The sequence below is a fragment of the Bacillus bingmayongensis genome (genome assembly GCF_000299035.1).
GTDB lineage: Bacteria > Bacillota > Bacilli > Bacillales > Bacillaceae_G > Bacillus_A > Bacillus_A bingmayongensis.
The window spans coordinates 227,286-245,775 of the sequence record NZ_JH921521.1; the positions used below are offsets into that span (position 1 = coordinate 227,286).

16 protein-coding genes and 1 riboswitch are annotated in these 18,490 nt (G+C 36.8%); of the genes, 7 read left to right on the plus strand and 9 right to left on the minus strand.

Annotation, left to right across the window (positions count from 1 at the left end; translation table 11 throughout):
- Positions 1-10: 10 nt before the first annotated feature.
- Complete coding sequence (locus Y7E_RS0126290; protein WP_017154193.1) at positions 11-2,305, minus strand: glycosyltransferase family 39 protein; 2,295 nt, start codon at positions 2,303-2,305, stop codon at positions 11-13.
- A gap of 241 nt (positions 2,306-2,546) precedes the next feature.
- Between Y7E_RS0126290 and Y7E_RS0126295 the strand changes: the two genes are divergently transcribed.
- The 6 genes from Y7E_RS0126295 (at position 2,547) to Y7E_RS32250 (ending at position 7,538) form a co-directional block, all read left to right on the plus strand.
- Positions 2,547-3,233, plus strand: coding sequence for a response regulator transcription factor (locus Y7E_RS0126295; RefSeq protein ID WP_017154194.1), 687 nt, complete (start codon positions 2,547-2,549; stop codon positions 3,231-3,233).
- A complete protein-coding gene (locus tag Y7E_RS0126300; RefSeq protein WP_017154195.1) occupies positions 3,230-4,732 on the plus strand; it encodes a sensor histidine kinase in 1,503 nt (500 codons plus the stop codon). Before Y7E_RS0126295 ends, Y7E_RS0126300 begins: the two co-directional genes overlap by 4 nt.
- 336 nt (positions 4,733-5,068) lie before the next feature.
- Positions 5,069-5,551, plus strand: coding sequence for a MarR family winged helix-turn-helix transcriptional regulator (locus Y7E_RS0126305; RefSeq protein WP_017154196.1), 483 nt, complete (start codon positions 5,069-5,071; stop codon positions 5,549-5,551).
- Positions 5,552-5,629: 78 nt separating this feature from the next.
- Positions 5,630-6,808 carry an ArsA family ATPase gene (locus tag Y7E_RS0126310; RefSeq protein WP_017154197.1) on the plus strand — a complete coding sequence of 393 codons (1,179 nt, stop codon included), beginning with the start codon at positions 5,630-5,632 and terminating at the stop codon, positions 6,806-6,808.
- Entirely contained in the window at positions 6,801-6,995 is a 195-nt protein-coding gene (locus tag Y7E_RS0126315; RefSeq protein WP_017154198.1) for a DUF3926 domain-containing protein, read from the plus strand. Before Y7E_RS0126310 ends, Y7E_RS0126315 begins: the two co-directional genes overlap by 8 nt.
- A gap of 57 nt (positions 6,996-7,052) precedes the next feature.
- A complete protein-coding gene (locus tag Y7E_RS32250; protein ID WP_081584786.1) occupies positions 7,053-7,538 on the plus strand; it encodes an HXXEE domain-containing protein in 486 nt (161 codons plus the stop codon).
- Positions 7,539-7,715: 177 nt separating this feature from the next.
- Here Y7E_RS32250 and Y7E_RS0126320 read toward each other — a convergent pair whose 3' ends face one another.
- The 3 genes from Y7E_RS0126320 to Y7E_RS0126330 are packed head-to-tail and all read right to left on the minus strand — an operon-like array spanning position 7,716 to position 10,250.
- The gene (locus Y7E_RS0126320) at positions 7,716-8,555 is read right to left on the minus strand and encodes a MetQ/NlpA family ABC transporter substrate-binding protein (protein ID WP_017154199.1); all 840 of its coding nucleotides are present in this window, start codon (positions 8,553-8,555) and stop codon (positions 7,716-7,718) included.
- A gap of 20 nt (positions 8,556-8,575) precedes the next feature.
- Positions 8,576-9,241 carry a methionine ABC transporter permease gene (locus Y7E_RS0126325; RefSeq protein ID WP_017154200.1) on the minus strand — a complete coding sequence of 222 codons (666 nt, stop codon included), beginning with the start codon at positions 9,239-9,241 and terminating at the stop codon, positions 8,576-8,578.
- Positions 9,231-10,250: a methionine ABC transporter ATP-binding protein gene (locus Y7E_RS0126330; protein ID WP_017154201.1), complete on the minus strand. Its 1,020-nt coding sequence runs from the start codon at positions 10,248-10,250 to the stop codon at positions 9,231-9,233. Before Y7E_RS0126330 ends, Y7E_RS0126325 begins: the two co-directional genes overlap by 11 nt.
- Positions 10,251-10,370: 120 nt before the next feature.
- Positions 10,371-10,476, minus strand: a riboswitch (SAM riboswitch).
- Positions 10,477-10,736: 260 nt separating this feature from the next.
- Between Y7E_RS0126330 and Y7E_RS0126335 the strand changes: the two genes are divergently transcribed.
- The gene (locus tag Y7E_RS0126335) at positions 10,737-11,294 is read left to right on the plus strand and encodes a cysteine hydrolase family protein (protein WP_017154202.1); all 558 of its coding nucleotides are present in this window, start codon (positions 10,737-10,739) and stop codon (positions 11,292-11,294) included.
- Positions 11,295-11,350: 56 nt separating this feature from the next.
- Here the strand turns inward: Y7E_RS0126335 and Y7E_RS0126340 are convergent, their stop codons facing one another.
- The 5 genes from Y7E_RS0126340 to ligA form a co-directional block, all read right to left on the minus strand.
- Positions 11,351-12,247: a DUF4097 family beta strand repeat-containing protein gene (locus Y7E_RS0126340; RefSeq protein WP_017154203.1), complete on the minus strand. Its 897-nt coding sequence runs from the start codon at positions 12,245-12,247 to the stop codon at positions 11,351-11,353.
- A gap of 444 nt (positions 12,248-12,691) precedes the next feature.
- Positions 12,692-14,239, minus strand: a complete 1,548-nt coding sequence (gene pruA / locus Y7E_RS0126345) for an L-glutamate gamma-semialdehyde dehydrogenase (RefSeq protein WP_017154204.1) — start codon at positions 14,237-14,239, stop codon at positions 12,692-12,694.
- A 157-nt stretch (positions 14,240-14,396) separates the two neighbouring features.
- The gene (locus Y7E_RS0126350) at positions 14,397-15,167 is read right to left on the minus strand and encodes a TSUP family transporter (RefSeq protein WP_017154205.1); all 771 of its coding nucleotides are present in this window, start codon (positions 15,165-15,167) and stop codon (positions 14,397-14,399) included.
- A gap of 96 nt (positions 15,168-15,263) precedes the next feature.
- The gene (locus Y7E_RS0126355; protein ID WP_017154206.1) at positions 15,264-16,457 is read right to left on the minus strand and encodes a CamS family sex pheromone protein; all 1,194 of its coding nucleotides are present in this window, start codon (positions 16,455-16,457) and stop codon (positions 15,264-15,266) included.
- Between the two features lie 16 nt (positions 16,458-16,473).
- Positions 16,474-18,483, minus strand: coding sequence for an NAD-dependent DNA ligase LigA (gene ligA, locus Y7E_RS0126360; protein WP_017154207.1), 2,010 nt, complete (start codon positions 18,481-18,483; stop codon positions 16,474-16,476).
- Positions 18,484-18,490: the final 7 nt, after the last annotated feature.

Sequence of the window (18,490 nt, forward strand, 5' to 3'; positions counted from 1 at the left end):
CTTCACTCCTTTACAACGTTACTTTATACAAAGTATTTGAGCGTCCAGGACCACCCATATTAACGCTTTCCTTGTCACTGTTTTGCGTTGTCTGCCATTCTTCAGATGGGATTTCCTCACCATTTTCCTGAATCCACTGTGTCACTTCAGAACTTCCGCCTCGCATCCCTTCACCTGAAATGAGGAAGTATTTTACGTTCCCACTTGATACCAATTTTTCTAAATCCTCAACCGTATAAACCGGATCAGAACCAGAAAATCCGCCCATTGTTATCACGGATTCTCCCTTATCTATAATGTAAGGAGCTGCAGTTTGATAGCTTGTTGTAGCAAACAAATATTGTTCACCAGTATTGTTTTTCTTTAAGTATGACAAAGTTTTACTATCTAAACTCTCGCTATCCATTCCTCCTTGCTTGTTTCTTGGCATTTCCGAAGGTTGTCCACTAGTCATTGGCCCTTTCATATCATCTTCTGATGAAGTATTAGATTTATCTTCACGATCTCGTTCGGTCGGAATTTCACCGCCGTCAGGACCTCCTTGTCCATTCATTGTAGGCATCGCTCCTCCTGCGAAACCACCCATGTTACCTTTACCATCAGCCGAGCTCGGTCCCGCCTGTGGCAGCATACTGTTTCCACCATACGTAATCGGTGTAGTAGCCCAATACAATGGTCCAATCAGCAGTATAAGTAATCCTGCAATGCTTACTGCAAGAGGTAACTTTACCTTTCTATACTTAAACAGAACAAGTACCAGAGCAAAGATTATTCCTGCAGACGTTATACCAATAGACCAACCAGCCCCAATTACATCATCATAAGGATGGATAATGTACCATTGGAATCCCGCCGTTCCTACAACTGCAGCCGGCAATAACCAAGATTTCCAACCAGCATTGCTTTTGTAATCTTCAAAAAGCTGTGTCCAACCGGATCCAAACAGAGCTGCAATAGGAGCTGCGAGCATAATCAGATAATAATGATGGAAGAAACCTGCAATACTGAAGAATGCCATTGCCGGGACTAACCATACGAGCCAGAAGACTATTTCTTTATGCTTGGGCGTTATATTGTTTCTTCGTAAACCAGCCAATAAGCTGACACTAGCGATAGCAACAAATGGAAGTAGCCAACTAGCCTGCCCAGACAATTCAGACTGGAACAAACGGAGTAGACCTTTCTCGCCAGTTCCAAAATTACCGCCTGCTCCGCCACCCGGACCACCATTATTACCTCCAGGCTGGCCGTCTCCTTTACCTATTTGAGCTCCTTGGCTATCATCATTGCCGTTTGTTGAATTAACTCCGTTTTTGGTTTCGTCGTTCGTCTTCGTCTCATTGTTATCCTGAGGCGGTTGATATTGATTATTTACATTAGGAGCTCCTTGGTTACTATCATCACTATTTGCCGAGTCAACTCCATTTTCAATACCACCGTTCGGCATTCCCCCATTGTTATCTTGAGGTTGGTGCTGTTGATCGTTCGCACCGGGTGCTCCCCCGCCGCCTCCTTGATTTCCTGTGAGACGAGAAAGTCCATTGTAGCCAAACGCTAATTCTAGAACCGAGTTCGTCTCACTACTACCAACATATGGGCGTTTATCTTCAGGAATAGCATCCACAATAACTGCCCATGAAAGAGAAATAGTAAGCATGATAGCTGTTGCCCCAGAGAGTAAACCAATCTTTTTCTTCCAGTTTACTTTGGCAGCCCAAACATAGAAGACATAAAAAGCCGGAAGTACCATATAAGCCTGTAGCATCTTCATATTAAAGGCCAAACCTATTACTGCAAAGGCACCAAAGAGACTCCAAACACTACTACGCTTCACGCTTCTAAATAATAACCAAGTAGCTAGCAAAAGGGTAAATACGAGCATACTATCAATATTGTTTGTTCGGCTCACTGCCGCTGCAATTGGCGTACATGCAAAAGCTAAAGCCCCAAGTCTTGCAGCTGCTAAGCCGAAAGATGGTTTTACTAAAAAATAAATGAGCAGTACTGATCCCACCCCAGCCAATGCCTGCGGAAGAATCACACTCCAACCGTGCAAACCAAAGATATAAGCACTTATTGTTTGTATCCAAAATGTAACAGGTGGTTTATCCACTGTTACAGATCCTGCTGAATCGAGAGAACCGAAAAAGAAATTATGGAAGTTTTGCAACATGCTTGCTACTGTAGTGGTGTAATAAGTATTTGCATACTGATCGGTCCAAATGTTATATCCATTTAAAAAAGCTGCCAATAAGACTATTAATATTAAAGGCACATCTAATCGGTTTTTTAACCGTGAAAACATGATATTACAACTCCTTAATCACTTTATATTTTGAACTAGGCCATGACTGTATTATCATCCTTCAAGCTGAAATGAACTTGAATATAAGCTGAAAGTTTCCTGAATACGTAAAATACCTTTACATTAAGGATTAAATAAGAAGAAATGAAAAAATTTCACCACTAGTTCTGGCTGCTTTCAGCAAATTTTCAGCATAATCGTAGATAATAGTAATAATTACAGCACAGGAGGTATTAAAAAAGTGAATTCTCTTAAAGGAATTAAAATATTGTTAGTGGATGACGAGCCACACATTTTACAATTTTTAGAGATAGGATTGATGAACGAAGGATATGAGGTAAAAAAAGCTGCTGATGGAATAAGTGCTATTAACTTGGCACAAGAATTCCAGCCACATGTAGCAATCTTAGATGTAATGATGCCTGGCATCGACGGGTTTGAAGTGTGCCGTATGATTAAAAAAAGTGGTTCTCACACTTCTGTGATCATGCTTACTGCAAAAGACGAAGTGGATGATCGGGTGAAGGGACTGACGTTAGGAGCAGATGACTATGTCATAAAACCGTTCAGTTTCGATGAGTTACTTGCTCGTATACACGCTCGTCTTCGCAATCAATTTCCGAATCTGTTCGGAGAGGTAATTTACGGTCCATTTAAAGTAGATGATCGTAGAAAAGAATTACTATTTAACGGTAAAGTTTTGGAACTTTCTCCAACGGAATATGAACTGCTTAAATATATTGTAATCAACCATGGAATTGTATTAAGTAAGGGCATGATACTCGATAAGGTATGGGGCTATGATTTTCAAGGAGATGAAAATATTGTAGAGGTGTATATTCGCTCACTCAGGGAAAAATTAAACGATAAGGAACACCAACTCATTCGTACGATTAGGGGAGCGGGTTACCGTGTGGATTTACCATGATTAGACGTATTACTTCTTTTATAAAAAAGGTGCTTTTGCCTCGCTCTCTGCGCCGTCAACTCCTAACGAGAACATTATTTATTTTATCTCTTATTCTTTTGAGTATTGGTCTTTTGCAATATTGGGTGATGAAAGACTTTCTATCTAACAACGAGGCTGAAACATTACGAGCAAAGATGATGTCTTTACCGCCAGAAATAGATTTACTTCCCTTTGATTCACAAAATAAAGTAGAAAACCATCCTGAACCTAACCGACCAAAATTCCTGTTTTCACAAGATATTTCACTTGCAGTTATCGGAAAAGACGGTCGTTATGAAGATCTCGCAGAGAGTACTGGAATGTCCTCTCCAAAGCTGTCAAACAAAGATTATACAAAAATATTAGAACAGTTCTCGAGTCATAAGAAAATCGAATATAAAGTAGTACGTAATAAGGAAGGAATAGAACAATTAATAGTATTTAGACCAATTCGAGGCATTCCTGATGGTTCAGATGGTAATTTAGATCAAGCTCCTAATTATATTCTTCAAATCGGAACAGATACTGGTCCTTTACGTGATGTTCTATTTCAGCAACTACTTACCTTCATTGTTCTGTCCGGACTTGCTCTAATTGCCGGTTTAGCACTATATTTACCGGTTCTGAAAAAAACACTTGTCCCTCTTTCTAACATTGTAAACGCAGTAAAAAATACAAATGCGGGTAATTTAGCCGAGCGCCTGCCCACACATCAAGGGCAAGAGGAAATTGATCGTTTATCAGAAACATATAACGGCATGTTAGAACGATTGGAGGCATCCTTTGAGTATGAAAGGGAAACAAAAGAACAAATGAGGCGTTTTATCGCCGATGCTTCTCACGAACTAAGAACACCGCTTACGTCAATTCATGGTTTCTTAGAAGTGTTATTACGAGGTGCAGCAGATCGCCCTGAGCAGCTTTATAATGCTTTAAATAGTATGCATGGTGAATCAAAGCGCATCATCAAGCTAGTAGAAGATTTATTATTTCTTGCAAAGATGGACCGTGAGCCTGGACTACATTTATCGGAAACCAATATTACTAAACTTATTCGGCAGATGGAGCCGCAATTAAGCGTTTTGGGAGGAAACCGACAGATATCATACGATCTAACAGAAGGCATAAAAGGGAATTATGATGCCGATAAGATTAAGCAAGTGATTTTAAACTTATTTCACAATGCAGTTCAATATACTGACCCTGTTAGAGGAAAAATAACAATTTCTTTAATGGTCTTGTACAATAAAGTGGAAATATCAGTACGGGACAATGGTTCGGGCATAGAATCAGAAAATCTTCCCTATGTATTCGATCGTTTTTATCGAATACATAGTTCTAGAACAAGGCAGCATGGTGGAGCCGGTCTAGGTCTCTCCATTACCCAAGCCATTGCTCATGCACATGGCGGAACGGTATCTGTAAAGAGTAAAGTTGGAGAAGGAACTACATTTTTTGTTTATCTCCCGCTAACATAATATATCATCCCCCTCTTTGAATGTTATATTTCAGTCTGTTATTAGAAAAAGGAGAGCACCACGGCTCTCTCCTTTTTCTTAAACTTACCTTGACTCTTATGAAGAATAAATTCTTCATATTACTTGTACTTCTATTAATTAAGAACTTTCCATTGCATTGAACAACTTATTATGAAATGTCATGCAGAATATCCCTTTCTTTTGTATTGCTTTAGCATATAAAATTCTTTATACAAACAGACAGAAAAATCAAAATGAATATTTGACATTTATTTCAACTCAGCATAAAATAAAAATAAATATTACGAATCTCGAAATATACGGGAGTGGAAATAATTGTTGCAATATGAACATTTTTTAGACTTACTGCTAGATAACGCCAAGAAGCTTTTCTATCCAGAAGAATGGGTAAGCCTTGATTTATCACTTTCTAAAACGGAAGTCTTCTGTTTGTTATGGATGGAGCGAAATACAGATATTACGATGACGAAAATCACCGAACTTCTTGATATTCCAATGAGCACAACGACGGGTGTTGTTAATCGTCTTGTCAAAAAAGGATATATTGAGCGCTATCGTAATGAAAGTGATCGACGTATTGTATTAATTCGCTTAACAGAAACTGGCATACAGCTCACCCAAGAAGTGAAACAAAATGCGGCTCATTACTTCAGCATTGTGACGGAAGCTTTATCAGAGGAAGAGAAAGCATTCTTACTACAAATCTTCCAAAAGATTATGAACCACATCGCTACATCACAACAAAAAACAGAAGAAAAACTTCCTTCACCTAAGATAAAAAACATTCCGATTGAATAAAGCCCTTTATGGGTTTTTATTCGAAAATATATTTCGATATTCGTAATATTCGACTACCGAAACAAAGGGGATATAAATATGAGAATTATTTTGTATACAGGTAAAGGCGGCGTAGGGAAAACTAGTATTTCAGCAGCAACTGCACTTCAAAGTGCAAAAAAAGGCTTAAAAACATTAGTCATGAGCACAGATCCTGCTCATAGTTTAGGAGATTCATTTGGCATAAAATTATCTTCTGACCCACAAGAAATTCGTGAAAATTTATGGGCACAAGAAATCAATACAATTTATGAAATGGAAAAGGGCTGGGGAAAATTACAAAAATATATTACGTTGCTGTTCACATCAAAAGCAGCTGATGATATTACAACGGAAGAATTAACGATGTTTCCTGGCATGGAAGACTTAATTAGCTTACTCCGTGTACTCGATTACTATAAACAAAAAACATATGATGTCATCATTATTGACTGTGCACCAACTGGAGAAACTCTTGCCATGTTAAGCTTTCCTGATATGCTCGGCTGGTGGATGGAAAAACTCTTTCCGATTAAAAGGAAAGTTTTAAAAGTTGTCCGTCCTGTTGCACAACCACTTCTGGGAGTTCCTCTTCCTACTGATGATATTATGGATGAATTAACGAATACGCTTGAACAGCTAGGAGAAATGCGTGATATTTTATCTAACCGGGAAGTGACAAGTATTCGCGTTGTTGTAAATCCAGAAAAAATGGTTATTAAAGAAGCTCAGCGTAGCTTTACCTATTTGAATTTATATGATTACAACGTGGATGCGATCATGATTAACCGTGTCATCCCTGATACTGTTACCGACTCCTACTTCCAAGCGTGGAAAGATGCTCAAAAGAAATATAAAACATTAATTCAAGATAGCTTCCAACCACTTCCTATTTATGAAACCCCAATGTTTGAACAAGAAGTAGTTGGCTTACCTATGCTAGAGCGCGTAGCAGATGCTTTATTCAAAGGTGATGTAGAACCAACTGCCGTAAAATTCAACGGGCGTACACAATATGTAAAAAAAGATGGCGATGAATATATTTTTGTCCTCTCTATTCCATTCTCTGATAAAAGTGAATTATCGTTAAATCAAAAAGGTGATGAACTCATCATTCGCGCCGGTTCTGTTAAACGCAACATTACGTTACCTAAAACGTTAACACATTTATCCATTCAAGGAGCGAAATTTGAAGGGGATGTACTAAACATTCATTTTGGAGGTGTGGTTCATGCGTGAGGAATTACTACGACACATCATTCGTAAGAAATTAGAGGTTGGAATGTATATCCTAGGCGAACTACCACCCCCAGTTCAACAATCTGCTAACAAGATGCTAAATATATTACAAGAGGAGCTTTCTTCTTATAAGCAAGAAAAAACACAAAATACGAAAAGCAACTTACAAAGTATTACGATTGAATAATAACGGAGAAGGCCTCTTCTTAGGGGCTTTCCATTCCTTTATGCGGTGGTGATGTATTTGATGAAAACACCCAGTATTAAAATTCCTTCTACTAATCGTATAATTTGGTTTATCCCTTTATTATTTTTCATTCATAATTTTGAAGAATCTATTCGTATGCCTCAGTATCTCACTGATCAATTCTCTATCAACTTCATAAGTCATCAGCAATTTATGATAGCCATTTGTATATTATCAATCCTTGTTCTACTCTTTATTGTCCTATATCAAATCCAAATTATATCGTCTATTTACTGGATTCTTTTCATACAAGGTGCTATTTTCTTTAATGCGGTTCAACATACGATTTTATTTTTCGTTTATCGCTCTTACAATCCTGGGACGATATCAGCATTTGTGATTGTACTATTTTCATTCTACTTATTTTCCTTAATAAGAATAAGAGTTCAAAAAAAGAAACTAGTCCTTACACTTGTTTGCAGTTTACTCTCCTGTCCTGTTATAATCTGGATTACCTTATTTTCAGCTAGTTTCTTTACTTAATCCAATAAAAAAAGACCAGGAAAACTCCTGGCCCTTTCACTCTACCTAACAGACATTGGATTTTATATTATACAGAATTGGAAGGTACAAAATTAGGGTATCGTCTGTTAGGTATGATTATATGTTGAACGAGCTAACAGCGGAGGGGTTCCTACTGTTAGTTCGTTAAACCCGATATTATTTTACGATTTTCTCTAACTCTTCAAGTGAAAGGTCTACTGAAATCGCACCATCTTTTGTTTCTTTCTTAACTGCTTCTACTACTTCTTTTGAATGGTACAATTCAATCACTTTTCTGATTGTTGGATCATTTCTATCTTTCGTACGAGCCGCAAAGATATTAATATAAGGCTTCGCATTTTCATTTTTTGGATCCTCTAAGAAAATAGGATCCTTCGCTGGGTTTAAACCAGCTTGACCTGCAACACCATTATTAATAACAGAAGCTGCTACGTCTTTTAATACACGTGGTGTTTGCTGTGCAATTACCGGAGTAATTTTTAATTTTTTTGGATTTTCAGCAATACCACTTGGATCACCAAATAGACCAAAGTCTTTTTTCAATTTCAATAATCCAGCTGCATCAAGGAGTTTTAATGCACGCGCTTGGTTTGTTGGATCATTGGGAATTGCAATTTCTGAACCATCTGGAATCTCATTTGGTTTTTTATATTTTTCAGAGAATAATCCCATTGGTGCAATTTGTGTTGTACCAACAGCTGTAATATCTAACTTATGTTCCTTTTTAAACTGCTCTAAAAAAGCAATATGTTGGAATGAGTTCAATTCGATATCCCCATCAGCTAATGCTTTATTTGGTGTTGTATAATCCGAAAACTCTACAAGTTTAACTTTAATTCCTTCTTTTTCAGCTTTCTTCTGAAGAATAGTCCAAGCGTCTCCATCCGTTCCTGTTACACCGACGCGAACTACTTTTTCTTTTACATCAGCTCCACAGCCGCTTAATACCGATACGCTAACCAACGCTGATAATGCAAATGCTAATATCTTTTTCATTTTCTTTCCCTCTCTTCCCTTTATGATCTATGTAAGAATACTTTAGCGAAATAGTTTCCTAAGTTTTGTGCAATTTGTACAAGAATAATAAGTAATACAACTGTCACGAACATAACCGATGTATCAAAGCGTTGATAACCATATGTCATTGCTAAATCACCAAGACCTCCGCCGCCGACAAGACCAGCAACTGCTGAAAATTCGATTAAGCCAACCGTCATAAACGTAACACCTAAAATTAATGGTGCTAACGCTTCTGGAACAAGAATTTCAAAAACAATTCTTAGTGGTGATGCTCCCATCGCTTGCGCTGCTTCAATCACTCCTTTTGGAACAGAAACAAGATTTGTTTCTACCATTCTTGCAATTCCAATTGAAGCAACCAGCGTCATTGGAAAGATTGCTGCTGCCGTTCCGATTGTTGTTCCGATAACAGTACGCGTTAAAGGACTTAAAGCTACTAAAAAGATAATAAATGGGATCGGGCGAATCGTATTAATGAAAATATTAAGAATAGAAAAAACCAGTTTGTTTTCTAAGAAATTCCCTTTTCTTGTAACATATAAAAGTAAACCTAGGGGTATACCAAGTATTGTGGCAAATATAAGGGTTACAATTACCATCAAGAGGGTATCTCCTGTTGCATCTAAAATGCGTGGCCAAAATACACTCCAATCAACTCGCATAACCTTCAACCTCCCTCAGCTCAACCTGCAATCTTATATGTTGCAGCGCTTTTTGAATTTCTTTCTGTTCACCTTGCAGTTCTACGAGAAGATTTCCAAATAAAACGCCTTGCAGTTCAATAATATTTCCATAGAGTACATTTACATCCACATTATAGTTTTTAGCAATATACGATAATAATGGCTGCCCCGTCTCTTCACCTGTAAATGTTAAGCGGTAAATCTGTCCGCCATTTTGAATTTTCGTAAGTACACTTTCCGGTAAGTGGTCGTTAACAACAGAGCGAACAAAATTTTGAGTCGTCTTTGTTTTTGGCTTCGTAAAAACATCAAATAGCGTTCCTTCTTCAATTACTTTTCCTTTTTCCATAACAGCTACGCGGTGACAAATTTCTTTCACAACTTGCATTTCATGTGTAATCAGAAGAATTGTTAAATTGTATTCCCTGTTTACTTTCTTTAATAGATTTAAAATTTCTGTTGTTGTTTCAGGATCCAATGCAGATGTTGCTTCATCACAAATGAGAATATCCGGTGATGTCGCAAGTGCTCTCGCAATCCCTACGCGTTGTTTCTGACCACCCGATAGTTGTTCTGGATAGTAGTTTGCTTTATCTTCTAATCCAACAAACTTCAGCAGCTCATTTACTCTTTCTTTTATCTCATTCTTTGGTAATTTCGCTAATTTCAATGGATAAGCAATATTCCCAAACACTGTTCTCGAATTAAATAAATTAAAACTTTGAAAAATCATTCCGATTCTTTGTCTTAGCTTTCGTAACTCTTTCGTTGATAAGGAAGTAATATCTTTATCATCTATTGAAATCGTTCCCGCTGTCGGTCGTTCTAACATATTCACTAAACGTAACAGTGTACTTTTTCCAGCACCACTAAAACCAATAATGCCAAATATCTCACCTTTTTTAACTGATAAGGTTACATCTTCAACAGCGCGAACTGTTTGACCACCTGATTCATATACTTTACTTACATTTTCAAAAGAAATCATTTTCTTCCCTCCTATATGCTGTAACAACTTGAAGCAGAGCCTTGAGGTAAAATAAAAAGCGCCCTTCTTCTTATCCATAATAAAAATAAGAAGAAGAGCACTTATATACTCATTCATATCTTCTCATCTTCCAAGCCTATTAGAGCTTGCTGGAATTAGCACGGTATTAAAAAAACCCGTTGCTGAGGTATCATAGGGCCAGTCCCTCCACCTCTCTGGATAAGAGTGTATCGATTTAATTGTCATTTAATTAATTCTTATTATAAAACTCTGAAAAGTAAGAGTCAACACAAACATTCTAAAATATATTAATTATTTTTCTATTGAAATTTTCAAATAAAATCAGGACAATTTTTCATTAAAAAGGAATGAATTTTAACCTTATGTAAAATTCTTCTTCACGCACTCTTTCAGAAAGGAAAATATCCTCTACTAATTGAATAACATTACATGAATACGAAATAAAAACGGAGGACGATAGATGATATGAAAACAGCCCTGTTACTCGTTGACATTCAAAATGATTATTTCCCAAATGGAAGGATGGAATTACGTAACGCAGTAGAAGCTAGCGAGTATGCAAGTCAACTACTTCAGCATTTTCGAGAAGTGAATCAACCTATTTTTCATATCCAACATGTATCTATTAAAGAAACTGCTACCTTTTTTCTTCCCAATACAGAAGGTATCCACATTCATGAAAATGTTCGCCCATTACGAGATGAAATTGTTATTCTTAAACACTATCCAAATAGCTTTAGAGAGACAACATTACTAGAGCAACTACAACAGCTAAAAATTGAACATATCGTTATATGTGGCATGATGACTCACATGTGTATCGATGCCACAGTAAGAGCTGCTTTTGATTTTGGTTTTCATTGCACTGTTGTACATGATGCATGTGCAACAAAAGATCTTCTCTTTAAAAATGCGACTATTCCTGCTGTCTATATCCATAATACAATTTTAGCAAGTTTGAATACCGTATATGCAGATGTTATGAGCACAACAGAGTTTTTTAACTTAAGAAGCCTCGTCTGAACAAAAAAAATCATGTCTTCCTTAATTGAAGACATGATTTTTTTATCATTCATAAACTAGCGTAACTTAAAATCTCCCGAACTTGTTTTTACTTTCACTTTATTTTCTCCTGTACCCTTTACCCCAATCAACTTATTTTTTGATTTCTCTTTATATAAAAGACCAGTGATATCTAAATCTGCCTTACCAGAACTCCCATCAAATTCAACTTTTAAAGATTCAGGAATATCATCAAATTTCATCTCAACATCCCCACTGGATGTCTTGCATTCTATCTCTCCTTGCAAACTACGATCATTATACTCAATATCCCCCGATGATGTTGTGAATATAGACTCTTTAGCATGCAAACCATCTACACTAATTTTCCCACTACTGGTTTTCAATTTCGCTACTTCAATTTCACTTTTGTCTGTCTCAATTGCTCCGCTAGACGTTTCAGCCGTTAACTTTCCATTTACCTTCGCATGTAATAATGATACATCTCCAGAAGAAGTGTTTAATTCGGCTGTCTTTGTTTCAATTTCTTTCGCTACAAGGTCTCCTGATGATGTAATTACTTTTACATTTTCATATAATTTTTTGGGAACTTTAACTTGTAACTTGACTCCTACAGTAGTAGTCCCAATTCCCCAACCAACAGAATTTATACCTTTACTAAATTTAACATTTAATCTATTTTTTTCTTCTTTCACCTCGAATTTATATTTATCTACTAGCTCTTCGCTTATATCTCCATCCAGTAATACTTCGATATCTTTTGAATCAACTGTAACAATTTCAACATCTGCTGCCGAAGTCTTTACTTCAATTTCATTAATCTTCTCACCGGTCACCGTTTCTTTTTTATGAATTTCAGTTTTATTAAAAGCTAATCCAAAAACAGTCATTGCACCAACACCAATGCTCCCAATAACTAACAACGATAATGCGATAAGAACAATCTTTTTCATAAAATAACACTTCCTTCGTCGTATTTCTTTCTATAAAATCGTTAAAAATTAAATTCCATACATCCCTGTTCATATAACTTTTATTATTCAGTACTATATATTATATAATACTGTTCGATAGCTACTTATTTTTCTCCCAATCTTTCATGTTTCATTTTATCATTTTCCATAATTTGTTACAATGTTTTTTCTGAAAAATACAAAAACACTACTTTCAGTGAGCAAAACCGAAAGTAGTGTCCTCTTGTCTAACCATAGATTTTCTTTCAAATTGTATTATACAGGAAATTCAAAAAATTAATACAGAAAAATATGACGAATGAATTAATTTTTCTAATGGTTTTGTTTCTTTTCATATTTTAAAGAAAATAACAATTTTCCAATCAACATCTTTCTTACATAAAAAAACCTTCCCTATTACAGGAAGGCTTTTTCATCTACTACTTATAGAGTTTCAGAAGTAGTTTTTGCTTGCATGTGAAGTGCTAAATAGTCAGGTCCACCCGCTTTAGAGTCCGTACCAGACATATTAAAGCCACCGAATGGTTGGTAACCTACGATTGCACCAGTACATCCACGGTTAAAGTATAAGTTACCAACGTGGAAATCTTCACGCGCTTTTTCGATATGTTCACGGTTATTAGAAACAACTGCTCCTGTTAAACCGTATTCTGTGTTGTTTGCAATTGCAAGTGCATGATCAAAGTCTTTTGCTTTACAGAATGCTACTACTGGCCCGAAGATTTCTTCTTTCATTAGGCGAGCATCTTCTGCAACGTCAGCAACGATTGTTGGTTGGATGAACCAGCCTTTAGAGTCGTCACCTTCGCCACCTGCTACTACTTTACCCTCTTCTTTACCGATTGCAACATAGCTCATTACTTTATCAAATGCAGCTTGGTCATTAACTGGTCCCATGTTCATTCCTTTTTCAGCTGGGTTACCTACAGTTAATTCTTTTGTTAATTCAACAGCACGATTTAATACGTGATCGTATACATCTTCGTGGATTACTGCACGAGAGCAAGCAGAACATTTTTGTCCTGAGAATCCGAATGCTGATGCAACGATAGATTTTGCTGCTAATTCAAGATCTGCTTCTTTATCAACAACGATTGTATCTTTACCGCCCATTTCAGCGATAACGCGTTTTAACCAAATTTGACCTGGATTTACTTTTGCTGCGCGTTCGTAAATACGAATACCTACATCGCGTGATCCAGTGAAACTAATGAAACGTGTACGAGGGTGGTCTACTAAGTAGTCACCAACTTCAGATCCGCTACCAGGGATGAAGTTTACAACACCTGCCGGTAAGCCTGCTTCTTCTAACACTTCCATAAATTTCGCTGCTACTACAGGTGTTGTACTAGCTGGTTTCAATAGTACTGTGTTACCAGAAACTAATGCAGCTGTTGTCATACCTGCCATAATTGCGAATGGGAAGTTCCAAGGAGAAATAATAACACCTACTCCTAATGGAATGTAAGAGAAACGATTATATTCAATTGGACGGCTTTCTACTGGGATACCGTCTTTTAATTTCAACATTTGACGACCATAATATTCCATAAAGTCGATTGCTTCTGCTGTATCAGCATCTGCCTCATTCCATGGTTTACCTGCTTCTTTTACAAGAATAGCAGAGAACTCGTGTTTTCTACGACGAACGATTGCGGCAGCGCGGAATAAAATGTCTGCACGCATTTCTGGTTTTGACTTTCTCCAAGTTTGGAATGTTTCATCCGCCACTTGCATTGCTTTTTCAGCTAATTCACGGCTTGCTTTTGAAACACTGCCCACAACTTCTTCTTTATTCGCAGGGTTTACAGAAACGATTTTCTCGTCTGTAGTGATCTTTTCTCCCCCGATAATTAATGGATAGTCTTGTCCAAGATAAGATTCTACTGTCTTTAAACCTTCTTCAAACGCTAACTTGTTAGCCTCTACTGAAAAATTTGTAAATGGCTCATGTTTGTATGCTACTACCATTCCTTTTAGCCTCCCCTTAGAAAAACGTTTACATTTTACAACATTATTCTACACGATAATTTAGATTTATTCAAATATTCCTAGACTTATATTTTAAAAATTAATTAATTTTTAAAATATAATAAAAAAAAGAAAAGCTTCATACATACGTATGAAGCTAAATAATATGAGCATATTCCATAATATTTTTTCCAATTAATAGAATTGTTACTAATAAAAATAAGGTACGAACATATCCAACACCTTTTTGCACAGCAAACTTCGATCCTAAATATGCTCCTAAAATCATAGATAACCCCATAATAATACCGTATTCAAAATGAATAATATCTAAAAATAAAAATGTAATTAAAGATACAATGTTACTAACAAAATTCAAAACTTTTCCAGATGCAGCTGCTCGAATAAAATCCAAACCAATTAATAAAAATGCAAAAATTAAAAAAGATCCTGTCCCCGGTCCAAAAAATCCATCATAAAATCCTACAATTAAAATAACGAAGTAAAACATTAATGCTTTTCCTTTTGTCATCTTTTTATAGGTGGAAACACTTCCCCAATCTTTTTTTACAATAATATAAATTGCAATAAATACCAACATAACCAGTACGAGTGGACGTAAAATATCTGGTGGAATAAATTTTACAACTAAAGCCCCTGCAATAGCTCCAATAATAGTTAATGGGATTAACTTTCCTACTATACGAAAGTCAACTTTTTTGGAACGAATGAAATAAATTGTACTTGTTAACGACCCCATCGTCGAAGCTAACTTATTTGTTGCAATTGCCGAAGCTGGCGGCAATCCTACAAACATAAGTGCCGGAAGTGAAATGAGCCCCCCTCCTCCAACAACAGAATCAATAAATGAAGCCAAAAATCCAAAAGCAACGAGTAATACGATAATCTGTAAGCTTAACTCATCCATGTCTTTTCTCCTTACCCCTTTTTGTTCACAACATTAGAAATTATAACAAAATTTCGGAATAAAAAAAGCCGTTCCATATAGGAACAGCTCTTATTCTTAATCTAAAATTTTCACAAATGGTTCATCCTGCTTCGCATCACGAATAATAATCGCTTCTGGGCGTTCAACAGATTTAATTGTCACCTGTACTTTAACATAGTTCGGGAAGTATTGCATAACAAGTCCCGCCACGTATTGCGTGAATCCAATTACTTCTGCTTTTCCATTAAATTGGACAGGAATTTCAACCTTCATTTCTTTTAATTGATCATCTTTATAGAATCCTGTTCCTACAACAGCTGTATAATCGCCTTTGAAATACTCGCTCAATTTTGCTTTAAAGTTTTCTACAGTTGTGTAATCTTCACGCACATCCGTTTTTGCTGATTCAGAAGGAAACAAGTAATATTTTTCATTAATTGCTTTCCAATCCCCTATTTTATCGCTACCTTTATCTACTTGAACGTACGATACGAATTTCCCTGGTACGAGTGCCGATTTTGCTCCTTGACGATAAATTGCAAACGTAATTGGGACATTTTTCAAGTCAGGATTTTTCTGTTGCATCAATGTTAAAATCTCTTGCGCCATGCGTTTACCTTCTTTTAACATGTCGTCTTCTGAAATATCAGCTTCACGCGGATACCCATGTTCTTCATTAAAATAATGAACTGAATTCATCGCTAGACCAACAACAACTCCACCCAATTCAACTTGATCACCTTTGCGCGCATAATAATCATGCTCTAAAATATTAGAAAGATAGATTTTACTTTTCTTGTTTCGAACCTCTAATGATTCTGATCCTCCTTCTAATGGTGGATTCAATCCGATGTTAGGAATTTTATCAGCTTCTTTTTTGCCAAGCTTCTCCTCTAACTCTTTTTGCTCAGCATCTGTGCGCTTTCTCTTTACAAGCATTTGAGCTGTGTCTTTGTCTAAATATTTACCACCTTGAAACAAATAATCTTTCGTACTAAATGATTCTTTTGCAATGCGCATTAATCCTGTTTCAAATTCATCTATATCCAGACGGCTATTTAACTGTTGTACAGCTAAACCACGTGCAGAACCTGATTCAAATGGCACCGTTGTTTTGTAATACTCATCAGAAATAGAATATTTCGGAACAATCGCTTGTTCTTTTGAGTTGCCCGATTTCTCAACAACTTTTTCTTCTTTTTTTATACTCGTGCTACATCCACTTACAAGTAGACCTAGGCTTAATACCGCTAATGCTATTTTTTTCATGGTAAGTTTGCACCTCTTACTTATTCAGCTCTTGTAAGAACCTCTCTTCATTCCAAACCTCAATATTATGTTTCTTCGCTTGTGCTAATTTTGATCCTGCCGCTTCACCGGCAACGACTAAATCAGTACTCTTACTTACACTACCTGTTACTTTTCCACCTAGCTCTTCAATCTTTTTCTTCGCTTCGCTACGCCCCATAACTTCTAGTTTTCCTGTTAAGACGATTGTTTTTCCAGCAAAGTAAGACGCAATATTTTGTAAATCAGCACGCTTTATGCCTTTGTAAGTCATGTTAACGCCGTACTGTTTAAATTGTTGTAATAATTCTAACACGTCGTCATTATCAAAGTACGTTACGATCGATTGGGCCATTTTCTCGCCAATTTCATTAATCTTTTTTAACTCTTCTTCTGTTGCTTTTACAAGGTGGTCCATCGTTTCAAAATGCTCAGCTAACGTGCGAGCAGCTTTTGCACCGACATGACGAATACCAAGTCCAAATAATAGACGCTCTAACGAATTTTCCTTAGAAGTTTCAATTGCTTGTACTAATTTAGAGGCTGATTTCTCACCAAAACGCTCTAATTGTAACAATTGTTCCTTCGTTAATGGATATAAATCGGCAAATGTCCGAATATAATCTGCTTCAAAGAGTTGTGTAATAACACGCTCTCCGAGTCCATCAATGTTCATTGCATTTCTTGAGACGAAATGAATCAGCCCTTCACGAATTTGCGCTGGGCATGCTGGATTAATACAACGAAGAGCTACCTCTTCTTCTAAACGAACAAGTTCACTGTCACAAGCCGGACAATGGGTTGGCATACGATACTCTTCTTCTTCACCAGTACGTTTATCGATAATAACGTTAACTACTTCTGGAATAATGTCTCCAGCTTTTTTCACAACAACGTAGTCGCCAATTCGAATATCTTTTTCACGAATTAAATCCTCGTTATGTAGAGATGCACGGCGGACAATTGTTCCTGCCACTCGAACTGGCTCTAGTTCTGCAGTCGGTGTCACAACACCTGTACGTCCCACGCTCAGTTCAATACCTGTTAATCTCGTTACAACTTCTTCTGCCGGAAACTTATAGGCAATTGCCCAGCGTGGACTCTTTGCTGTTGTTCCTAAACTTTCTTGCAAGGCTACATCATCTACTTTAATTACAATCCCATCGATTTCATAATCAAGATTTGGACGCTTTTCCTGCCATTCTTCTACATAAGCGATTACGTCTTCAATTGTTTCACAAGTGCGGCGGTTTGGGTTCGTTTTAAATCCAAGCTCGCCTAAGAAGTCTAGTGACTCACCATGGGATGCAATCATCTTTTCTTGCACATCAGCAAGGCCATACACAAACATTGACAAATTACGCTTTGCGGCAACTTTTGGATCAAGCTGACGAAGTGATCCTGCTGCTGCGTTACGAGGATTAGCAAACACAGCTTCACCATTTTGTTCTTTCTCTTCATTTAATTTTACAAATGAACGCTTTGGCATATATGCCTCGCCGCGCGCTTCTAATGTTACTTCTTCTTTCAAACGAAGAGGAATCGCTTTAATTGTTTTTAAATTTTGCGTAATATCTTCACCAGTTACGCCATCACCACGTGTTGCCCCTTGAATGAAGTGTCCTTTTTCATAATGAAGGGAAACCGCAAGACCGTCAATTTTTAGTTCGCATATATATCTTACATTTGAACCATCAATTCCTTGACGCACCCTGCGATCAAAATCACGCAAATCACCTTCATTAAAGGCATTACCTAAACTTAACATCGGTGATTTGTGCGTTACTTTTTCAAATATATCAAGCACTGCTCCCCCAACTCGAACGGTGGGAGAGTCTTCTGTTACAAATTCTGGGTTCTCTGCTTCTAATTTTATAAGCTCCTGCATATCGCGATCATATTCCGCATCAGAAACAGAAGGATTGTCTAATACGTGATATTGATAGTTAAATGCATTCAACATATCACGAAGTTCTTCTATACGCTGCTTCGCCTCTTCTTTTGACATATCCTTA